This is a genomic window from Nocardia sp. CA-135953 (genome assembly GCF_050955735.1).
Classification (GTDB): Bacteria; Actinomycetota; Actinomycetes; order Mycobacteriales; family Mycobacteriaceae; genus Nocardia.
The window spans coordinates 3,943,050-3,961,756 of the sequence record NZ_CP192082.1; the positions used below are offsets into that span (position 1 = coordinate 3,943,050).

The 18,707-nt window shown below is 65.4% G+C and carries 20 protein-coding genes and 1 pseudogene; 12 read left to right on the top strand and 9 right to left on the bottom strand.

The window, feature by feature from the left end:
• The first annotated feature begins 6 nt into the window (after nt 1–6).
• The 5 genes from tal (at nt 7) to ACQPXH_RS18305 (ending at nt 6,755) form a co-directional block, all read left to right on the top strand.
• The gene (tal, locus tag ACQPXH_RS18285) at nt 7–1,209 is read left to right on the top strand and encodes a transaldolase (RefSeq protein WP_433597740.1); all 1,203 of its coding nucleotides are present in this window, start codon (nt 7–9) and stop codon (nt 1,207–1,209) included.
• Between the two features lie 4 nt (nt 1,210–1,213).
• Nucleotides 1,214–2,773, top strand: a complete 1,560-nt coding sequence (zwf, locus tag ACQPXH_RS18290) for a glucose-6-phosphate dehydrogenase (RefSeq protein WP_433597741.1) — start codon at nt 1,214–1,216, stop codon at nt 2,771–2,773.
• Nucleotides 2,770–3,678: a glucose-6-phosphate dehydrogenase assembly protein OpcA gene (gene opcA, locus ACQPXH_RS18295; protein WP_433603497.1), complete on the top strand. Its 909-nt coding sequence runs from the start codon at nt 2,770–2,772 to the stop codon at nt 3,676–3,678. The genes zwf and opcA overlap by 4 nt, the downstream gene beginning before the upstream one ends.
• A complete protein-coding gene (gene pgl, locus ACQPXH_RS18300) occupies nt 3,671–4,432 on the top strand; it encodes a 6-phosphogluconolactonase (RefSeq protein WP_433597743.1) in 762 nt (253 codons plus the stop codon). The genes opcA and pgl overlap by 8 nt, the downstream gene beginning before the upstream one ends.
• A 148-nt stretch (nt 4,433–4,580) precedes the next feature.
• Nucleotides 4,581–6,755, top strand: coding sequence for a thiamine pyrophosphate-dependent enzyme (locus ACQPXH_RS18305; RefSeq protein ID WP_433597745.1), 2,175 nt, complete (start codon nt 4,581–4,583; stop codon nt 6,753–6,755).
• Between the two features lie 67 nt (nt 6,756–6,822).
• Here ACQPXH_RS18305 and ACQPXH_RS18310 read toward each other — a convergent pair whose 3' ends face one another.
• On the bottom strand, nt 6,823–7,251 hold the full coding sequence (locus tag ACQPXH_RS18310; RefSeq protein WP_433597746.1) for a hypothetical protein: 429 nt from the start codon (nt 7,249–7,251) through the stop codon (nt 6,823–6,825).
• Between the two features lie 193 nt (nt 7,252–7,444).
• Between ACQPXH_RS18310 and ACQPXH_RS18315 the strand changes: the two genes are divergently transcribed.
• The 4 genes from ACQPXH_RS18315 to ACQPXH_RS18330 all read left to right on the top strand — a co-directional run bounded on the left by ACQPXH_RS18315 (nt 7,445) and on the right by ACQPXH_RS18330 (nt 10,245).
• On the top strand, nt 7,445–8,341 hold the full coding sequence (locus ACQPXH_RS18315; protein WP_433597748.1) for a Scr1 family TA system antitoxin-like transcriptional regulator: 897 nt from the start codon (nt 7,445–7,447) through the stop codon (nt 8,339–8,341).
• Nucleotides 8,342–8,359: 18 nt separating this feature from the next.
• Entirely contained in the window at nt 8,360–9,181 is an 822-nt protein-coding gene (locus ACQPXH_RS18320) for an SAM-dependent methyltransferase (protein WP_433597749.1), read from the top strand.
• A gap of 62 nt (nt 9,182–9,243) precedes the next feature.
• Nucleotides 9,244–9,642: a DUF397 domain-containing protein gene (locus ACQPXH_RS18325; RefSeq protein ID WP_433597751.1), complete on the top strand. Its 399-nt coding sequence runs from the start codon at nt 9,244–9,246 to the stop codon at nt 9,640–9,642.
• 123 nt (nt 9,643–9,765) lie between these two features.
• On the top strand, nt 9,766–10,245 hold the full coding sequence (locus tag ACQPXH_RS18330) for a hypothetical protein (RefSeq protein WP_433597752.1): 480 nt from the start codon (nt 9,766–9,768) through the stop codon (nt 10,243–10,245).
• A gap of 5 nt (nt 10,246–10,250) precedes the next feature.
• Here ACQPXH_RS18330 and ACQPXH_RS18335 read toward each other — a convergent pair whose 3' ends face one another.
• A complete protein-coding gene (locus ACQPXH_RS18335; protein WP_433597754.1) occupies nt 10,251–11,237 on the bottom strand; it encodes an alpha/beta fold hydrolase in 987 nt (328 codons plus the stop codon).
• 54 nt (nt 11,238–11,291) lie between these two features.
• Between ACQPXH_RS18335 and ACQPXH_RS18340 the strand changes: the two genes are divergently transcribed.
• Nucleotides 11,292–12,140, top strand: coding sequence for an SDR family NAD(P)-dependent oxidoreductase (locus ACQPXH_RS18340; RefSeq protein ID WP_433597755.1), 849 nt, complete (start codon nt 11,292–11,294; stop codon nt 12,138–12,140).
• A 3-nt stretch (nt 12,141–12,143) separates the two neighbouring features.
• Here the strand turns inward: ACQPXH_RS18340 and ACQPXH_RS18345 are convergent, their stop codons facing one another.
• From ACQPXH_RS18345 to ACQPXH_RS18360, 4 genes and pseudogenes are all read right to left on the bottom strand, one after another.
• Complete coding sequence (locus ACQPXH_RS18345; RefSeq protein ID WP_433597756.1) at nt 12,144–12,284, bottom strand: hypothetical protein; 141 nt, start codon at nt 12,282–12,284, stop codon at nt 12,144–12,146.
• A 17-nt stretch (nt 12,285–12,301) separates the two neighbouring features.
• Nucleotides 12,302–12,535 carry a preprotein translocase subunit SecG gene (secG, locus tag ACQPXH_RS18350; RefSeq protein WP_063043223.1) on the bottom strand — a complete coding sequence of 78 codons (234 nt, stop codon included), beginning with the start codon at nt 12,533–12,535 and terminating at the stop codon, nt 12,302–12,304.
• Between the two features lie 142 nt (nt 12,536–12,677).
• Nucleotides 12,678–12,971, bottom strand: a pseudogene (locus ACQPXH_RS18355) (MFS transporter); the annotation flags it as partial.
• Nucleotides 12,972–13,021: 50 nt separating this feature from the next.
• Nucleotides 13,022–13,741, bottom strand: coding sequence for a hypothetical protein (locus tag ACQPXH_RS18360; RefSeq protein WP_433597758.1), 720 nt, complete (start codon nt 13,739–13,741; stop codon nt 13,022–13,024).
• Between the two features lie 187 nt (nt 13,742–13,928).
• Here ACQPXH_RS18360 and ACQPXH_RS18365 point away from each other — a divergent pair, with 187 nt between their 5' ends.
• On the top strand, nt 13,929–14,720 hold the full coding sequence (locus ACQPXH_RS18365; RefSeq protein ID WP_433597760.1) for an META domain-containing protein: 792 nt from the start codon (nt 13,929–13,931) through the stop codon (nt 14,718–14,720).
• A 2-nt stretch (nt 14,721–14,722) separates the two neighbouring features.
• A complete protein-coding gene (locus ACQPXH_RS18370) occupies nt 14,723–15,241 on the top strand; it encodes a hypothetical protein (protein ID WP_433597762.1) in 519 nt (172 codons plus the stop codon).
• 148 nt (nt 15,242–15,389) lie between these two features.
• Here the strand turns inward: ACQPXH_RS18370 and tpiA are convergent, their stop codons facing one another.
• From tpiA to gap, 3 genes are read right to left on the bottom strand one after another with little or no spacing between them, the layout of a single operon-like run.
• Nucleotides 15,390–16,175: a triose-phosphate isomerase gene (gene tpiA, locus ACQPXH_RS18375; RefSeq protein ID WP_433597764.1), complete on the bottom strand. Its 786-nt coding sequence runs from the start codon at nt 16,173–16,175 to the stop codon at nt 15,390–15,392.
• Between the two features lie 3 nt (nt 16,176–16,178).
• Nucleotides 16,179–17,393 carry a phosphoglycerate kinase gene (locus ACQPXH_RS18380; protein ID WP_433597765.1) on the bottom strand — a complete coding sequence of 405 codons (1,215 nt, stop codon included), beginning with the start codon at nt 17,391–17,393 and terminating at the stop codon, nt 16,179–16,181.
• A gap of 1 nt (nt 17,394) precedes the next feature.
• Nucleotides 17,395–18,414: a type I glyceraldehyde-3-phosphate dehydrogenase gene (gene gap, locus ACQPXH_RS18385; protein ID WP_433597766.1), complete on the bottom strand. Its 1,020-nt coding sequence runs from the start codon at nt 18,412–18,414 to the stop codon at nt 17,395–17,397.
• Nucleotides 18,415–18,707 lie beyond the last annotated feature (293 nt).

The following is an 18,707-nucleotide window of genomic DNA, read 5'->3' on the forward strand; positions in this document are numbered from 1 at the left end:
GAGCTCATGGCACAGAACGAAAACCTCGCCGCCCTCTCCGCCGCGGGCGTCTCGGTGTGGCTCGATGATCTGTCGCGGGACCGGATCCAGTCCGGGAACCTGGCCGAGCTCATCGAAACCCGCAGCGTCGTCGGCGTCACCACCAATCCGACCATCTTCCAGGGCGCCCTGAGCCAGGGCCACGCCTACGACGGTCAGGTGAAAGAGCTTGCCGCACAGGGCGCGGATGTGGATTCCGCGATCCGGACCATCACCACCGACGACGTGCGTGCGGCCTGCGACGTGCTGGCCGGGGTCTACGAGGCCAGCAACGGTGTCGACGGCCGGGTCTCCATCGAGGTCGACCCGCGCCTGGCCTTCGACGCCGAGCAGACGGTCGCGCAGGCCATCGACCTCTGGAAGACGGTGGATCGGCCCAACCTGTTCATCAAGATTCCGGCCACCGAGGCGGGCCTGCCCGCGATTACCCGGGTGATCGCGGAGGGCATCAGCGTCAACGTGACCCTGATCTTCTCGGTCAAGCGCTACCGCCAGGTGATGGGCGCCTACCTCGACGGTCTGCGCGGAGCCAAGGCCACCAGCCACGACCTGGCCAAGATCCATTCGGTCGCTTCGTTCTTCGTCTCCCGCGTGGACACCGAGATCGATAAGCGACTCGAGGCGATCGGTACACCGGAGGCGCTGGCATTGCGCGGACAGGCTGGTGTCGCCAACGCGCGCCTGGCCTACGCCGAATACCAGGATGTCTTCGACGGTGGAGCGCATACCTCGACCTACGCGCATCTGGCCGCCTCCGGTGCGAATCGGCAACGGCCGCTGTGGGCTTCGACGGGTGTGAAGAATCCTGAGTACTCGGACACGCTGTATGTCACCGAACTCGTCGCACCGAATACGGTGAACACGCTGCCGGAGAAGACCCTCGAGGCCGTCGCCGATCACGGCGCGATCCGTGGCGACGCCATCAGCGGTACCGCCGCGGCCGCGCAGGATGTCTTCGACGAGCTGACCGCGGCCGGCATCGACCTCGACGACGTGTTCGACGTGCTCGAGCGCGAGGGTGTGGAGAAGTTCGAGAAGTCGTGGGAGGAGCTGCTTTCCGCCACGGCAGGTGAACTGGCTGCGGTCGATTCGGCCGGATCGGGTGCCTCCGTGGCCACGCAAGCTGCCGCCTCCGGGCCTGCCGATCCTGCCGGGTCCGGGGCCAACTGACCCGATGGCCGGCACCCAGACGAATACCTGGAAGAACCCGCTCCGCGACGAGCGGGACAAACGGGTCCCCCGCATCGCGGGGCCGTGCAGCATGGTGATCTTCGGCGTCACCGGCGATCTGTCCCGGAAGAAACTGATGCCGGCCATCTACGATCTGTCGAACCGGGGGCTGCTGCCCCCAGGCTTCGCGCTCGTCGGCTTCGCCCGCCGGGACTACGCGGACGAGGACTTCGCGAATGTCGTGCTCGAGGCGGTAAAAGCGCACGCCCGCACCCCCTTTCGGCAGGAGGTCTGGGACCACCTGGCCGAGGGCATCCGCTTCGTGCAGGGCTCTTTCGACGATGATTCCGCCTTCGCCAAACTCGCCGACGTATTGGCGAAACTGGACAAGGACCGCGGCACCGGCGGCAACCACGCCTTCTACCTGTCGATTCCGCCGAATATGTTCCCGGTCGTGCTCGATCAGCTCTCCGAGCACAAACTGGCCCAGCCGACGAAAACCGAGGGCGAGGGCCGCAAACCCTGGCGCCGGGTGGTGATCGAGAAGCCGTTCGGCCACGATCTGGACAGCGCGGTCGAACTCAACGCACTGGTCAACCGGGTGTTCCCGGAGGAGACGGTATTCCGCATCGATCATTATCTCGGCAAGGAGACGGTGCAGAACATCCTGGCGCTGCGCTTCGCCAACCAGCTCTACGAACCGATCTGGAATGCGAATTACGTCGACCATGTGCAGATCACCATGGCCGAGGACATCGGATTGGGCGGGCGCGCAGGCTATTACGACGGTATCGGCGCGGCCCGCGATGTCATCCAGAATCACCTGCTGCAGTTGCTCGCGCTGACCGCCATGGAGGAGCCGATCAGCTTCGAGCCCAAGCAACTGCAGGCGGAGAAGATCAAGGTGCTCTCGGCGACCAAACTCGTCGAGCCCCTCGATGAAACCACCGCGCGCGGACAGTACGCGGAGGGCTGGCAGGGCGGCGAGCATGTGGTCGGACTGCTCGACGAGGAGGGTTTCGACCCGCAATCGCGCACCGAGACCTACGCGGCGATCACCCTCGAGATCGACACCCGGCGCTGGGCGGGTGTGCCGTTCTACCTGCGCACCGGAAAACGCCTGGGCCGCAGGGTGACCGAGATCGCGGTGGTGTTCAAGCGGGCCCCGCATCTGCCGTTCGACCAGACCATGACCGAGGATCTCGGGCAGAACGCAGTGGTCATCCGGGTACAGCCCGATGAGGGCATCACCACCCGATTCGGTTCGAAGGTGCCGGGGTCGAGCATGGAAGTGCGCGACGTCAATATGGATTTCAGCTATGGCGAGGCGTTCACCGAATCCTCCCCCGAGGCCTATGAACGCCTGATCCTCGATGTGCTGCTCGGGGTGCCGTCCCTGTTCCCGGTGAACGCGGAGGTCGAATTGTCCTGGCGCATCCTGGATCCGGTGCTCGAGCACTGGACCGCCGACGGTAAACCCGAACAGTACGAGGCGGGGACCTGGGGTCCGGCCTCGGCCGATGAGATGTTGGCCCGCACCGGGCGCGAATGGCGGCGGCCATGATCGTCGATATGCCGCAGACCACCACTGCCGAAGTCACCAAACGCCTGGTGCGCCTTCGAGAGAGCAATGGTGTGATCACCATGGGCCGGGTGCTGACCCTGGTCGTGTGCACGTTGGACAGTTCCGAGGCCGAGGACGCCATCGACGCCGCCAATGACGCCAGCCGCGAACATCCCTGCCGTGTGGTCGTTTTGGCGCGCGGCGATCGCGAGGCCGAGCCCCGGTTGGATGCCCAGATCCGCGTCGGCGGTGATGCCGGAGCAGCCGAAGTGATAGTGCTGCGGCTGCAGGGGGATCTGATCAACCACGAGAGCAGCGTCGTCATCCCGTTCCTGCTGCCGGACACTCCGGTCGTGGCGTGGTGGCCGCGTGGTGCCCCGGAGTTCCCGTCCAAGGATTCGGTGGGGCGCTTGGCGACTCGCCGCATCACCGACGCCACCTTCGCCGCCGATCCTCAGGCGACGATCAAGAAGCGGCTCGGCTCGTACGCCTCCGGCGATACCGATCTGGCGTGGAGTCGCATCACCTACTGGCGGGCGCTGTTGGCGGCCGCCATGGACGAACCGCCATTCGAGCCGGTGGATTCGGTGATCATCTCCGGACTGCGCGAAGAACCCGCGCTGGATATGCTCGCGGGCTGGTTGGCCGCCCGGCTCAACTGTCCGGTGCGTCGCCGCTCGGGTGCGTTGCGGGTGGAGGTGCATCGCCCGACGGTGTCGATCGCGATCGAGCGGCCGCAGACCGGGCGCACCGCGACACTCACCCGCACCGGTGATCCGGATCAGCGAATCGCCTTGGCGCGCCGAGAAACTCGCGACTGCCTCGCCGAGGAACTGCGACGGCTGGATGCCGACGAGATCTATGCCGAGGCACTCGCCGGAATCGAAAAGGTGACATATGAGTGAGCGCGCGAACGTTCCCGCGAGCGCCGTCGAAGTACACGACGACACCGATGCCTTGATCGCCGCCGCAGCCGCGCGATTCGTCGCGGTCGTGGTGGCGGCGCAGGCCGAACGTGGCTCCGCATCGGTGGTGTTGACCGGCGGTGGCACCGGGATCGGACTGTTGGAACTGGTCCGTAAGGCACCCGGCGATATCGACTGGTCGCGGCTCGATGTGTTCTGGGGTGACGAACGATTCGTGCCCGCGGGCGATTCGGAGCGCAATGATCTGCAGGCACGACAGGCGCTGCTGGATCATGTGCCAGTTGATCCCTCGCGAGTGCATCCGGTTGCCACCTCCGATGGTGAGTATCCGGATCCGGTCGAAGCCGCCGCCGAATATGCGGCGGCAGTGCACGCGCACCTGGCCGAGCACGGGGCTTTCGATCTGCATCTGCTCGGTATGGGTGGCGAGGGGCATGTGAATTCGCTGTTCCCGCATACCGATGCGGTGCGCGAACAGCACGAACTCGTTGTCGCGGTACCGGATTCGCCGAAGCCGCCGCCGGTGCGGGTCACGCTGACGCTGCCCGCGGTGCGGCACAGTCGCCATGTTGTGCTGGTTGTCGGTGGTGCCGCCAAGGCCGAAGCCGTCGCCGCCGCGGTTGCCGGTGCGGATCCGGTAGAGATTCCCTCGGCGGGTGCCGTCGGGTCGGAATCCACTACGTGGCTGTTGGATCGGGATGCAGCCGCGGCATTGGCGGATGCCGCGAGCTGACTCAGCAACTGCCGCTCGGTCGGGCGGCGGGTCAACTCACCGTGGTATTCGGAGAATTTTCTTGCAACTACCGAGGTGATCAGAATACTTTCGGAAATAGCGCCGAAATCAGGTCCGCGGAGCAGCGTCTGTCGGAGATGATCACAGCGTGACCGAACAGCGAGTCGACCTCGAGGAGCGGTTCCGTGCCGAGCTATCGGCCTTGGAGCCGCGGCCCAGCCGTCCTGTCGAACAGCCGCTCGAGGAGGTAGGGCTCACCGGAGCCCAGTGCCTGGACCTGTTCGAATCACAGGCGACCAGTAGGCATCTCGATCTGGCGGCGCGCCGGTTGGGCAGCGCCAAGCGCGGCTATTACAGCATCGGGTCGTCCGGGCACGAGGGCAATGCGGCGGTTGCGGCGGCTCTGCGCCCCACCGATCCGGCACTACTGCACTATCGCTCCGGGGCATTCTTCGTGCACCGGGCCAGGCAGGTGCCCGGTCTCGACCCGATCCGCGATGTGCTCCTCGGCGTGGTCGCGGCGGCCACCGAACCGATATCCGGCGGCCGTCACAAGGTTTTCGGCAGCAAACCGGCCGCGGTTATCCCGCAGACCTCCACCATCGCATCACATCTGCCGCGCGCTGTCGGACTCGCCTTCGCGATCGAGCGTGCGGCTCGGCTCGGCGTCACCTGTGAATGGCCGTCGGATTCGGTGGTGGTCTGCAGTTTCGGCGATGCGTCGGCCAATCACTCCACCGCCGCCGGTGCCATCAATGCCGCGATTCACACTGCGCGCCAAGGTGTTCCGCTGCCGCTGCTGTTCGTATGCGAGGACAATGGCATCGGCATCAGCGTCCCGACCCCGCCCGGCTGGATCGAACAATCCTACGGCATCCGCCTCGGGCTGCAGTATTTCGACGCGGACGGCTGCGATCTCCTCGACGTCGCGACAACCGCGACCCAGGTGGTCGACTGGGTGCGCGAACACCGCAAGCCAGCCTTTCTCCACCTGAGCACCGTGCGACTCATGGGACACGCCGGATCCGATGTCGAATCCGCCTACCGCAGCCCCACCGATATCGCCGCCGACCTGCGCCGCGACCCGGTGGCCGCAACCGGCCGCATCCTGGTCACTTCCGGTGTCGCCACCCCGGCCGAAGTCATCGCACGCTACGACGAAATCGGTCGCCGAGTCGCCGCCATGGCCGAATTGGTTTGTCGTGAACCGAAATTGACTTCTGCCGCTGCGGTGATGGCACCGCTTGCCCCGCCGCATCCGGACCTGGTGCAGGCCGATGCTTCGCGTCGAGGACACTCAGCGACACAAGGTGATTCGGTGACATTGGCACAGGCGATCAATCAGACGCTCGCCGCCCTGCTCGACCGGAGCAATGACGTCCTGGTATTCGGCGAGGATGTCGGCCGCAAGGGCGGCGTGTACGGCGTCACCAAGGGCCTGCAGAAGCAGTTCGGGGTGCGCCGCGTCTTCGATACATTGCTCGACGAACAGAGCGTGCTCGGCACGGCTCTGGGCGCCGGGCTCGCCGGATTCGTGCCGATTCCGGAGATCCAGTATCTCGCCTACGTGCACAATGCCGCGGACCAGTTGCGCGGAGAAGCCGCCACACTGTCGTTCTTCTCCCAGGGGCAATACCGGAATCCGATGGTCGTCCGCATCGCCGGTTATGGCTATCAGAAGGGGTTCGGCGGCCACTTCCACAACGACAATTCCATCGCGGCACTGCGCGATATCCCGGGCTTGATCATCGCCTCCCCCGCTCGCGCCGACGATGCCGCCGCCATGCTGCGCACCTGCGTCTCCGCCGCTCGCGTCGACGGCCGCGTATGCCTCTACCTCGAACCCATCGCCCTCTACCACACCCGCGACCTGCACCAACCCGGCGATAATGCCTGGCTTGCAACACCTTCCGATACCGACCATATCGCCATCGGCCGCGCCCGCAGCTACGGCGACGGCACCGACCTCACCATCGTCACCTTTGCAAACGGTGTCCCCATGAGTCTGCGTGTAGCCCAACGGCTCTCATCGCGCGGCATCCGAACCCGCGTGCTCGACCTCCGCTGGCTCTCGCCCCTCCCCCTCGACGACCTACTTCACCACGCCCGCGCCACCGGCCGAGTCCTCATCGCCGACGAAACCCGCCACACGGGCGGCGTCTCCGAATCCCTCTGCGCCGCCCTGATCGACGCCGGTTTCCACGGCCCCGTAACCCGCGTAACCAGCGCAGACTCCTTCATCCCCTTGGGCAAGGCCGCCACTGCCGTCCTGCTCGACGAATCCCGAATCGAATCCGCAGCCACGAAACTCCTCACCCGCTGACCGTTCCGGACCGCGCGTCACTCGCCGACCCCTCGTATCGGCGAGTACCGCGCGCCCGCCGGAACCGTTATCGCCGCAACCGCAGCACCGCTTCCAGGACTTCTCGCATCGATGGCCGAAACCTGTTGTGCGGCTCGTGGATCCAGCGCCGAAATCCGCGCCGCTCGTCAGCGGGAGACGGCAGCACAATGTAGTTCGACGCAACGCCGATATTCCAGCGCAGCAGCGCGGGGGTCAGACTCTCCGGACACGGTCCGGACGGTCCGGTCAGAAAGGCCCACCGCCGCGACGTCGGATGCTCTATCACTGGACCCAACGGCCCCTGCTGCTGCGCGATGACTTCCGTTGCCAGCCTCGAGGGCATCACCACCGCACTGACGGGTCCGGTCTGCACGATGATCCGCGTCTCGGTGTCGGGCATGATCACCGCGGGCAGTCCCAGATCGCGTTGGTAGTGCCGACAGCGCTGCGCGGTTGCCTCTGCGCTACTGGACATTTCACACCATCCGACGATCGTTCGTGGCTGTCGTCATCCGACACCCCCTCAAAACGCGACGCAGGGGACGGTCCTCGATGACACCCACTGCCTCGGCGTGCTGTGATATCTTTGGTGTGGTAATGCTAGCGTGATTATCACGCTCCAGGAAGTGAATCGGATGAGTAGCGTCAGACCGATACGCTGGGGAGCCATGGGAACTCGATTACGGACCGCGCGAAAGCTGTTGCTGGGACGCGAGATCGAGCATATGGTCCGCACCGCGGGTGTGAGCCAGACCGAAGCCGGCAAAATCATCGAGTCGACCCAGAGCCGAATCAACCAGCTGATCAACGGAGTCGGCGCCATCAGCGTCGGCGATCTGGAACTCCTCGCGACCACACTGGGTTTCACCGATCCGGGCTATGTCGAGACGCTCAAGGAACTACGCCGCGACAACCACAAGCGCGGCTTCTGGACCACCGGCCATCGCCGCGCCTATGTCGAGGACCTGCGACTGCTCGTCGATCTGGAGGCGCATGCCAGTCTGTTGCGCACCGCCGAGGCGGAGATCATGCCGGGACTCGTGCAGTGCGAGTCCTACATTCGCGCACTGCACGAACCGATCACCACGGTCGCGGCCGACCGCGTCACCGTCGAGGAGTCGGTGCAGGCGCGGCTGGCCCGGCAACAGGTCCTGACCGAGGCGGACCCGCCGGAATTCCGCGCGATCCTGTCCGAATCCTGTCTGCGCCGCGAATATGGTGGCCGCGAGGTGATGCTCGAACAACTCGAACAACTGTCGAATCTGTCCAGACGGCCGAACATCCTGATCCAGGTACTCCCATTCACCGTCACCACCCGCGGGGCGGGAATGGAGGACCGGTACAGCCTGGTCCGAGTGCCGTCACCGGGTGCCGCGGGCGACCTCGAGATGGCGATCGTGGAGAGCCAGGGCGATATCCGCTACATCGATGACAAACCCGCGGTGGCGGCCCGCGAAAGTGTATGGTCCCGACTCAGTGCCGCCGCTCTCGGCGCCGCGGACTCCCGGAAATTCATGGAGCACGTCGCACGATCGTTGCGCCGCAAGACATTCACCAGTACTTGACGAATCAGGAGCACCCGGATGTCCGCCGACTTCGAGCCCCGAGAGATTGATGCGAGCCGACCATCCGCCGCCCGCATGTACCACTATTACCTGTCCGGGGAAGCCGTGTTCGAGGTCGACAAGATCTTCGGTCAGCGACTGTTCGAAATACTTCCGTTCCTCGATGTGTGGGCACATCACAACCGCGGATTCCTGCGCCGTGCAACACGATTCATGGTGGAGCAGGGCATCCGGCAATTCCTCGACATCGGTTCCGGACTCCCCACCGTCGGCAATACGCACGAGGTCGCACGGGAATCGGCGCCGGATTCGCGCGTGGTCTATGTCGACAACGACCTGGAAGCGGTCAATCGCGCCCACGATCTCCTGCTGCACGGCGATGCCCTCGACAACACCGCCGTCATCGAGGCCGACCTGCGTTATCCCGACCTGATTCTGGACCATCCGGATACCCGACGACTGATCGACTTCGGGCAGCCGCTTGGCCTCTTGATCGTCAGCGTCTGGCCGTTCGTGCCCGACGCCGACCAGCCGCACGAGTTGATGGCTCGATTACGCGACCGGCTCCCCTCGGGCAGCTATGCCGCGATGACCCACGTGTCCCTGGACGACGCCGGTCCGGAGATCAAGCAGCAGATGGCCGCAGCCGCCGCACTGTATGACGAGACCTCCGATCCGGTGTCCTTGCGCACCCGTGCCCAGTTCACCGCCCTCTACGACGGCCTTGACCTGGTCGAACCCGGTATTGCCTACGCACCGGACTGGCGCCCGGACCAACCGGTCGACCGGGCAGATACGGCGCGGCCGTGTAATTTCGCCGCCGTTGGCTATAAGCCTTGAAGGACGAGCAACGGGTCTGCCAACCCGCGCGACTCCTGCTCTACCCGTTGAAAGGAAATGCAATGACGCAGCCCACCTTCACCGTCGCCGAATTCCGCAAGGCGACCTTCAGCTCGCCCAACCAGAATTGCGTGCGCGTCGCACGCAAGAACGGGTGGACTGCGGTCTGGGACGACAAGCTCGCCGACGAACGCTACACGCCCGGAATGGCGTTGCGCGACCAGGAAATTCTCGTCTTCACCGATGAGCAGTTCGACGTTTTCCAGGCCGGGATGCGGGCGGGTCGCGTCGAGGATCGATATCTGGCGATATCGCGCCGCGACGGCGGATACGTTTTCCGCGCCGCCATTCCCCAGCCGATCGATGGCGTGGAACTACTCTTCGATCAGGATGAGTTCGATGCCTTCCGACAGGGTGTGTTGAACAACGAATTCGATTGCGCGCGATTCATCGCGGCCTGAGAGCTATCCCGGTGGCGCCGACCGATCCGACACGCGGTAGCCGACTTCCGGTGAATCCGATTCGGCGGCGCCACCGGGGAAATACAGTGGACACACGGTGACCAGCAGCGAAAGGGCACGGCTATGACCACGATGTCCATGCTCGGCGAGGTACGACCCGAACACGATCGGGCGATCGAGGAAGGCCGGGTGCTATTGCACTTTCTGCGGTCGTTCCGCATGCCCGTACTGGACGTGTGGTCCGCCTGCGCCGAACGCAGGCAACTGGATCGCTGGTTCGGCAAGGTCACCAGTGGCAATGGCAACCTGACCATCGAACCGTTCGACGGTCCGGTCCCCGGCCCCATCGCAATCCGTGTCGAAGACTGCCGCGCACCACATGATCTGGTGATACATATCGATGGCGGCATCCTCGAAATGCATATGACACAGGTGGGGGTCGTCACCAATCTCGAACTCATCCGCCGCCACATCTGCCCCGCCGACGCCTGCTCGGTCGGCCCGCGCTGGCAGTACCTGCTGGATCGGCTCACCGCCTACCTGGACCGACGTCCACTCCCCAGCTGGGCCGACTACCCCGAGTTGACCAACGAATACCGCTGACCCGGCTATTGCGTGAGGGCCGGATTCGGAACCAGGTCGCGCAGGTGGCTCGTGATCAGAGCGTTGATCTCGTCGGTGCGTTCCAACTGCACGAGATGGCCCGCGTCCGCGATCTTGGTGACGGCGCGCAGCTCCGGAACGTTCGCACGCAGAGTTGCGAGCGGGTCACGCCCGCTGAAGCCCTCCATATCCGGATCTCGGTCGCCGTAGAGGAAATACGTCGGAACGGAGATCTCGGCGTCGGCGAATTCGGCGGTGAGTTCCCAGTTCCGATCGAGCACGCGGTACCAGTTGAGACCGCCGGTGAAGCCGGTGCGCTCGAAATCCTGTGCCAGGGTGTCGAATTCGGCGATGGAGAGCCAGCGCCACGGCGGCAGCGGAGCTTCGGGGAGAACGTCGAGGTAGCCGGTACCCTCGGCCGGGAAGCGCCAGGTGTCGAGGTAGTGGTAGTCCGCGCTGAGCGAGTAGTAGACGCGAGCCAGGAATTCCCTTGTGCGGCCGCCCAGTTCGGCATCGGCCACGCCAGGCTTCTGGAAATAGTCCAGATGCAGGAAGTGACGCCGAGCGGCCTTGGCCCATAGCCGCGATGGCGCGCGCGGCGGCCGCGGGGCGAACGGATTATTGACCACGATGACACCGCTGACCCGCTCCGGCGCGCGCAACGCCAGCTCCCACACCAGCGCGGCCCCGAAGTCCAGACCGACGAAGACCGCCTGCTCGGCACCCATCTCGTCCAGCAGGCCGAGCAGATCGCCGATGACAGCGCGGTTGGTGTAGTCCTCGATATCGGTCGGCACATCCGTGCGCCCGTATCCGCGCAAATCCGGCGCAACGGCCCGGTAACCCGCGGCGGCGACGGCCGCGAGCTGGCGATGCCACATGAACCAGGTATGCGGAAAGCCATGGCAGAAGATCACCGGATGCCCCTCGCCCTGCTCCGCGACATGCATGCGAATGCCGTTGCTCGTAACGAACCGATGGATCAATTCCACTACGGCCTCCAATTGCTAGAACGTGTTCTTGTTTCACGGTAATGTCCCGGGATCGTGAACGGAATACCTCAGCTTCTAGGCGGCCGGGTCGCAGTGGTGACCGGCGCGAGCCGCGGCATCGGCAAGGGCATCGCGCTCGAGTTGGGCGCTGCGGGTGCCACCGTCTTCGTCACCGGGCGCTCGGCCGTACCAGGACGGCTGCCGGGGACCGTGCACGCGACCGCGGCCGAGATCGACCTGCACGGCGGCATCGGGGTTCCGGTCGTCTGCGATCACCGCGACGACGATGCGGTCGAGCGACTGTTCGAGCGGATCCGCAACGAGCACGGGCGACTCGATGTGCTGGTTAACAACGTCTACAACGCCCCCGCTGCCGCGCGTTGGCTGGGCAAACCGTTCTGGGAGGTGCCGCCGCAGGCCTGGGATGAGACATTCGACGTCGGCCTCCGATCACATTACGTCGCAAGCGTTTTCGCCGCTCCCCTGCTGATCGAATCGGCGGGCCTGATCGCCAATATCTCCTCCCCCGGCGCCGAACGCTATATGCACAACGCGGTGTACGGCGTCGCCAAGTCCGCGCTGGACCGGCTCACCTCGGATATGGCCGACGATCTCGCCGAGTCGGGCGTCACGGTGGTCTCACTGTGGCCCGGAATCGTCGACACCGAACTGCTGCAAATGGTTCCACGCGATAAGGACGGCCGCCGCGTCGTCTCGCTGCCCGGTGAGGGCACCTACGACCTCGACAACGCCGAATCCCCCCGCTTTCCGGGCCGCGCCGTCGTCGCACTGGCCGCCGATCCGGACCGCAGCCAACGCTCCGGATCGGCGTGGCGCATAGCGGATCTCGCCGAAGAATACGGTTTCACCGACGTCGACGGCCGCATCCCGCGCAACGACTGAGATTCAGACCAGGCTCAGGAAGCGCTGCACCGATCGCAACGGCGTCGGCTCGACCCGCCAAGTCAGATAGATATGCGAACGCGGCGCATCCACGATGTCGACATAGACCACGCCCGGATGCGGTGCCCGAGAGCGTGCCGGCACCGGCACGATCCCGCAATTCAGGCGAACTTGATCTCCAGGCCGATGCCGAGGATGGCGATGAGCCAGATCAAACCGGTGAAGATGGTGATGCGGTCGAGGTTCTTCTCGACGACGGTCGAACCCGACAGGCTGGACTGCACGCCGCCGCCGAACAAGCTGGACAGACCTCCACCCTTGGCGCGGTGCAGCAGCACCAGCAGCACCAGCAGCACGCTGGTGACGATCAGGAGGATATCCAGGAACATCCGCATGCCGCACAGTCTATGGGTGCGGGTCGGTACCCGCATAATCACCCCGGCTCGACGCGACCTACGGTGTGTCTACCGCAACCAGGTGCGTGGCGGCGTCCTGGCCGATCATGAACTCCGCGACGGCGCGTTCGCGCCCCAACACCGCCATCGCCGACTGGGCCCCGACCAGCAACCTGCGCCGATCCAACAGATCCGCCAACACCCCGACGGAATCGATAACAGCATCGCCGGCAATGTCGTCGCCGTCTGCACGAAAGCCACCAACGTCGCGGCACTGGGCGCATCGACCAGAATCCACCGCGCCCCAACGGTTTGCATCCAGGTACCCAGATTCGAGACCAGCTGCGCGATCCACCGCCCGATAGATTCGCGACCGTAACGGCGCCCAAGTGGATAAGGGTGTCGTCGCATCAGCAGTGGTCAGTGGCCCGAGCATAGCTATGGGTCGAATTACGTGCCCGTTCGCCATTGGTGTGGATCTGGTGACTACGACCTCGGCGCGGCTCGGGTCGGTGCGGTGGCAGGCCGGATCGGCTGGTGGTCGACGAGACGGCGGTACGCGCGCGCCCGATCGGCTGCCTTACGCCACTGGCGTAGTACGAGCGCCGCCACACCGAGGGCGAGGAGGACCGAGCCGATTCCCAACACTGCGCCGAAGTGGTCGCGCCGCTGCGGCGCCCGCCCTGCAGTCGACGTGTCGGATGTTTGCGCGACAGCTGCTTGGCTGGTGGTCGTCGTGATCGGCTTGGTGGTCGCAGCAGTGGTCGCGCCGGAGCGAGGGGCGATCGTGATCTGCCGGACTGCAGATGACTCGCCACACGCCGCGCTGATCGTCTGCGGGCCGGTTGCGGCCTGATTGGACACGGCGATCGAGGTGGCGAACCTCCCCTGGGAGACCGATGCGTTCTGCGGCGAACCGGACCAGCTCGGGGTAAGGCGGACCATGGTACACGGCCAGTTACTGCCGTTCACTGCGATCTGTGTGCCGCGTTCCGCACGGGTCGGCGCAACGTCGAAAGTGGGATCGGGAAGCGGACAAGTTTCCCCCACCGCCGTGCGAGCCGTAGTGCACGGCCCCGCCTGTCCTGCGGTTGTCGAAGATGTGGTCGGCGTAGGTGTGGTTGTCGTAGGCTCCGACACCGCGATCGGTACCGCCACCGCGCCGAGCACACCCGCCGCGGCCGCCGCGACAAGGAATGCTCGCACCTCGCTTCTCATAGCTACCTCTCCGAAACGCGGATCACCGAGCATCGATCCGTGCTCCGGAATCAAGTCTGTGCCCCGCCCCGACACACTGACATGAGTAATCCACTACCTGTCTCGACGGTCGAGGCGCCGCAGCGGCCGGCTGAATTGCGCGGTTTCCAGCGGCAACGCCCGTACCATCGGCTACATGTCGGCTACCACGGTGCGCGTCGGGATTCTTCTGGCTATGGCGGCCGGTCTGGTGGCCGGATGTTCGGGCGATGAGAAGCAGAACCGACCGGCGGGGTCGCCGATGGGGCGCACATTTGTCTCGACCGGGGTCGAGGGGCTGCCGATTCCGGGCGGCGGACCGATGACGCTCGCCTTTACCGATGGCAGGATCTCGGCGAACTCCGGCTGCAATACCGCCGATGGCTCGGTGGATCTGACCGATGGGACCCTGCATGTCGGCACCCTCTCGAGCACGCTGATGGCCTGTCCGGATGAACGGAGCCAGGCCGATAGCTGGCAGGACAAGGTGTTGACGTCGCTGCCGAAGTGGCGAATCGACGATTCGACACTGACGCTGACCGGGAAGGAAACAACGGTCACGTTGCTGGACAAGAAGGTCGCCCAACCCGATAGGCCGCTCATCGGCACGACATGGATCGTCTCCGCCCTGATGACGCCCGATGCGCAGATCCGTTCCCAGACGCTGGACGATGTGAAGCCGACGCTCGCCATCGCGGCGGACGGTGGGGTCGCCGGAAGCTCCGGATGCAATCGCATGACCGGTCACGCCACCGCATCGCCCACCGCCAACGGTCCGGACGTCACGTTCCAGATCGGCACCACGAAGATGGCGTGCGCGCCGGAGATCATGGAGGTCGAGCAGGCGGTGCTGAAGGCCCTCGACGGCGAGACAACGGCGACCATCGACGCGGACACGCTGATCCTGCGCAATACCAACGGCTTCGGCCTGACCCTGCGCGCGGCATAGTCGTGAACCAAAACGCCTCCCGCACACCGGATCTCCGCCACCCGGACCGCAAACGCACCTGGCATACCGAGATAGGCCCGTGGCCGGATCTTCCGTCCGCCCACATCGAGAAGCTGCCCGCGCCGCCGTCCCCGGTAACCCTCGTCCGCTACGCCGAGCTCTACACCGCCGCAAGCCGCATCCGCCGCACCGAACACGGCGGCTCGGATATGGATTCCGTCGCCGCGCTACTCGCCGCGCGCGACGAATTCCTGCACACCACCTTCACTTTGGGCTTTATCGACCCCGACGGCGCACTCCTGGCCGAATGCTCGGTCGGCATCTCCGGTACCACGGCCAAGCTGTACATCGTGCACGCCACCAAGCAGCCCGCCGAACTCGCCCACCTCCTGCGTGGCACCCTGTACCGACTGCACGTGCACTATCCGAACGTGCGGACCGCCGAGATCTCGATGGACCCGCACGACGAGCCACTGGAGCTGGCACTCACCGCCAGCGGTTTCATCGTGAATCACCTGTGATCCCAACTACTTCCGCGTCAGGATCACCCGGTCCGCAAGTCGCATCCCGAGCACCGGTATGCCTCGCCCCGGGCGGGAAGGCTCGACGCAAATCAGCCCGGCAACACGCGCTCGAGCGTGCTACCGGGCTGATTCGAACATTCACCCGTCAGGGCAGCGGACCACCCGCGGCAATCGCGGACAGCGTGGCGAATTCGTCGCCCTTGAGCGACGCACCGCCGACAAGCGCGCCATCGATATCGGTCTGCGCGACCAACTCGCCGACGTTCTTGGCATTCACCGAACCGCCGTAGAGCACCCGCACGCCCGCCGCGATCTCGGGCGAGGCCAGTTCGACGAGCTCCGCGCGAATCGCACCGCAGACTTCCTGCGCGTCGGCGGGGGTGGCGACCTTGCCGGTGCCGATGGCCCAGACCGGCTCATAGGCGATGACGATCTTCGAAATCTCTTCGGCCGTCAGACCTTTGAGCGAACCACGCAACTGCTCGAGGTTGTACTCGACATGGGTCTTCGCCTCGCGGACATTGAGACCCTCACCGATGCACACGATCGGGGTGATCCCGTACTTCAGCGCCTGTTTGGTCTTGGCCAGCACGGTGGCGTCGTCTTCGGAGTGGTACTGCCGCCGCTCCGAATGGCCGACGACCGCGAAGGCGCAGCCCAGCTTGGACAGCATGGCGGCGCTGATCTCGCCGGTGTACGCGCCCTCGTCGTGCGTCGAAACATCCTGCGCACCATAGGTGAGCAGCAGTTTGTCACCCTCGACAAGGGTCTGCACACTGCGGATGTCGGTGAACGGCGGAATCACCGCGACGTCGACCTTGGCGAAGTACTTCTCCGGCAGCGCGAAGGCGATCCTCTGCACCAGGGCGATGGCCTCGAGGTGGTTGAGGTTCATCTTCCAGTTACCCGCGATGAGCGGTTTACGTGCCATGGTTCAGTCCTCCAGTACCGCGATACCGGGCAGTTCCTTGCCCTCGAGGTATTCCAGGGATGCGCCGCCACCGGTGGAGATGTGCGAGAAACCGTCCTCGGGCAGGCCGAGCGCGCGCACGGCCGCGGCCGAATCGCCACCGCCGACAACGGTGAAGGCACCCTTGCCCGTCGCGGTCACGATCGCCTCGGCGACACCCCGGGTACCCGCGGCGAAGCTCTCGAACTCGAATACGCCCATCGGGCCGTTCCAGAACACCGTCTTCGCCTCGGTGAGCAGTGCCGCGAACCGGTCCACCGACTCGGGACCGATATCGAGGCCGAGCCAGCCGTCCGGAATCTCGTTGGCGGGCACCACCTTCGAGTCCGCATCGGCCGCGAACTTATTCGCGACGACGATATCGCGCGGCAAGTGGATGACGTCCCCGTAGCGCTCCAGCAGCCCCTTGCAGGTCTCGATCATCTCCTCCTGCAGCAGCGAGGCGCCCACCGCAAGGCCCTGTGCGGCAAGGAAGGTGAAGCACATGCCGCCGCCGATCACCAGGGTGTCGACCTTGGGTGCCAGTGCCTCGATGACGGCCAGCTTGTCGGAGACCTTGGAACCCCCGAGCACGACCGCGTACGGGCGCTCCGAGTTCTCGGTCAGCTTGGCAAGGACCTCGACCTCGGCGGCGACCAGCGTGCCCGCGTAATGCGGCAGCAGCTTCGCCACGTCGTAGACCGAGGCCTGCTTGCGGTGCACCACACCGAAGCCGTCGGAGACGAACGCACCGTCATCGCCGACCAGCTCGACCAGCGCCCCGGCCAGCTTGGCTCGCTCGGCATCGTCCTTGCTGGTTTCGCGTGCATCGAAGCGCACGTTCTCCAGCAGCAGCACATCGCCGTCGGTGAGGCCCTCCGAGCGCGACAGCGCGTCGTAGCCGACGACGTCACCGGCCAGCTGGACATTGCGGCCCAGCAGCTCGGCCAGCTTCACCGCGACCGGAGCGAGGGAGAATGTCGGATCCGGCTCACCCTTGGGACGGCCCAGATGCGCTGTGACGACGACCTTGGCACCGGCCTCGACCAGCGCCCGCAGCGTCGGCACCGATGCGATGATGCGGCCGGGGTCGGTGATCTCGCCGTTCTGGTCGAGGGGGACGTTCAGGTCGGAGCGCACGAGTACGCCCCGACCCTCGACACCCTCGTTCAGCAGATCCTGGAGTGTTTCGACCGCCATGTCAGAGCGACTTGCCGACGAGGCCGATGAGGTCGGCCAGGCGGTTGGAGTAGCCCCACTCGTTGTCGTACCAGCCGACGACCTTCACCTGGTCATTGATGGTCTTGATCAGCGGCGCGTCGTAGATGCACGAGTGCGGGTCGGTGACGATGTCGCTGGACACGATCGGGTCCACGTTGTACTTGAGGATGCCCTTCAGCGCACCTTCGGCGGCGGCCTTGTAGGCGGCGTTGATGTCATCGATCGAGGCCGACTTGCTCAGAGTCACGGTGAGGTCGGTGACCGAGCCCGTCGGGACCGGGACGCGCAGCGCGTAGCCGTCGAGCTTGCCGTTGAGCTCCGGGAGCACCAGGCCGATGGCCTTCGCGGCGCCGGTGCCGGTGGGCACGATGTTCAGCGCGGCGGCGCGGGCACGACGCAGATCGCCGTGCGGGCCGTCCTGCAGGTTCTGGTCCTGGGTGTAGGCGTGGATGGTGGTCATCAGACCACGCTCGATGCCGAAGTTGTCGTTGAGCACCTTCGCCAGTGGACCGAGGCAGTTGGTGGTGCAGGACGCGTTGGAGATGATGTTCTGGCTGCCGTCGTACTTGTCGTCGTTGACGCCCATGACGACGGTCAGGTCCTCACCCTTGGCGGGCGCGGAGATGATGACCTTCTTGGCGCCCGCGGCGATGTGGCCCTTCGCCTTGGTCGCGTCGGTGAAGATGCCGGTGGATTCGACGACCACGTCGACGCCGAGGTCACCCCACGGCAGCGCGGACGGGCCCTCCTTGATAGCCAGCGCCTTGATCCGCTGGTCGCCGACCACGATGGTGTCGTCGCCGTCCAGCGACACGTCCTGGGGCAAGCGGCCCAGGATCGAGTCGTACTTGAGCAGAGTGGCCAGCGTCGCGTTGTCGGTGAGGTCGTTGACCGCGACGATCTCGATGTCGGTGGTGCCGAGCGCCTTCTGCGCCTCCACCGCCCGGAAGAAGTTACGTCCGATACGGCCGAAGCCGTTGATGCCTACCCGGACAGTCACGTTATCGCTCCTCAGCTTTCAAGCGGATTCATTCCGATGCCACAGACCACAGTAATGCCCGAGCCGTGTCTGATTTGCAGCGCCTACGGCGCTGCGTGTTCGCGGCCTCGCGGCGTCACGCGGCTGACTCTTTCGAGCGACCCGCAAGCAGTCGCCAGCGATGCCGTCGAGACTCGCGACTACGTTGCATGCGCTTCGACGACTCGGACGCCAGACGGGCCGCGAACGTCGCTCGTAAGACAGCTCCGTGGTGGTCAACTGGGCCGGAACGGGACATACGTCGCTCGACTTGT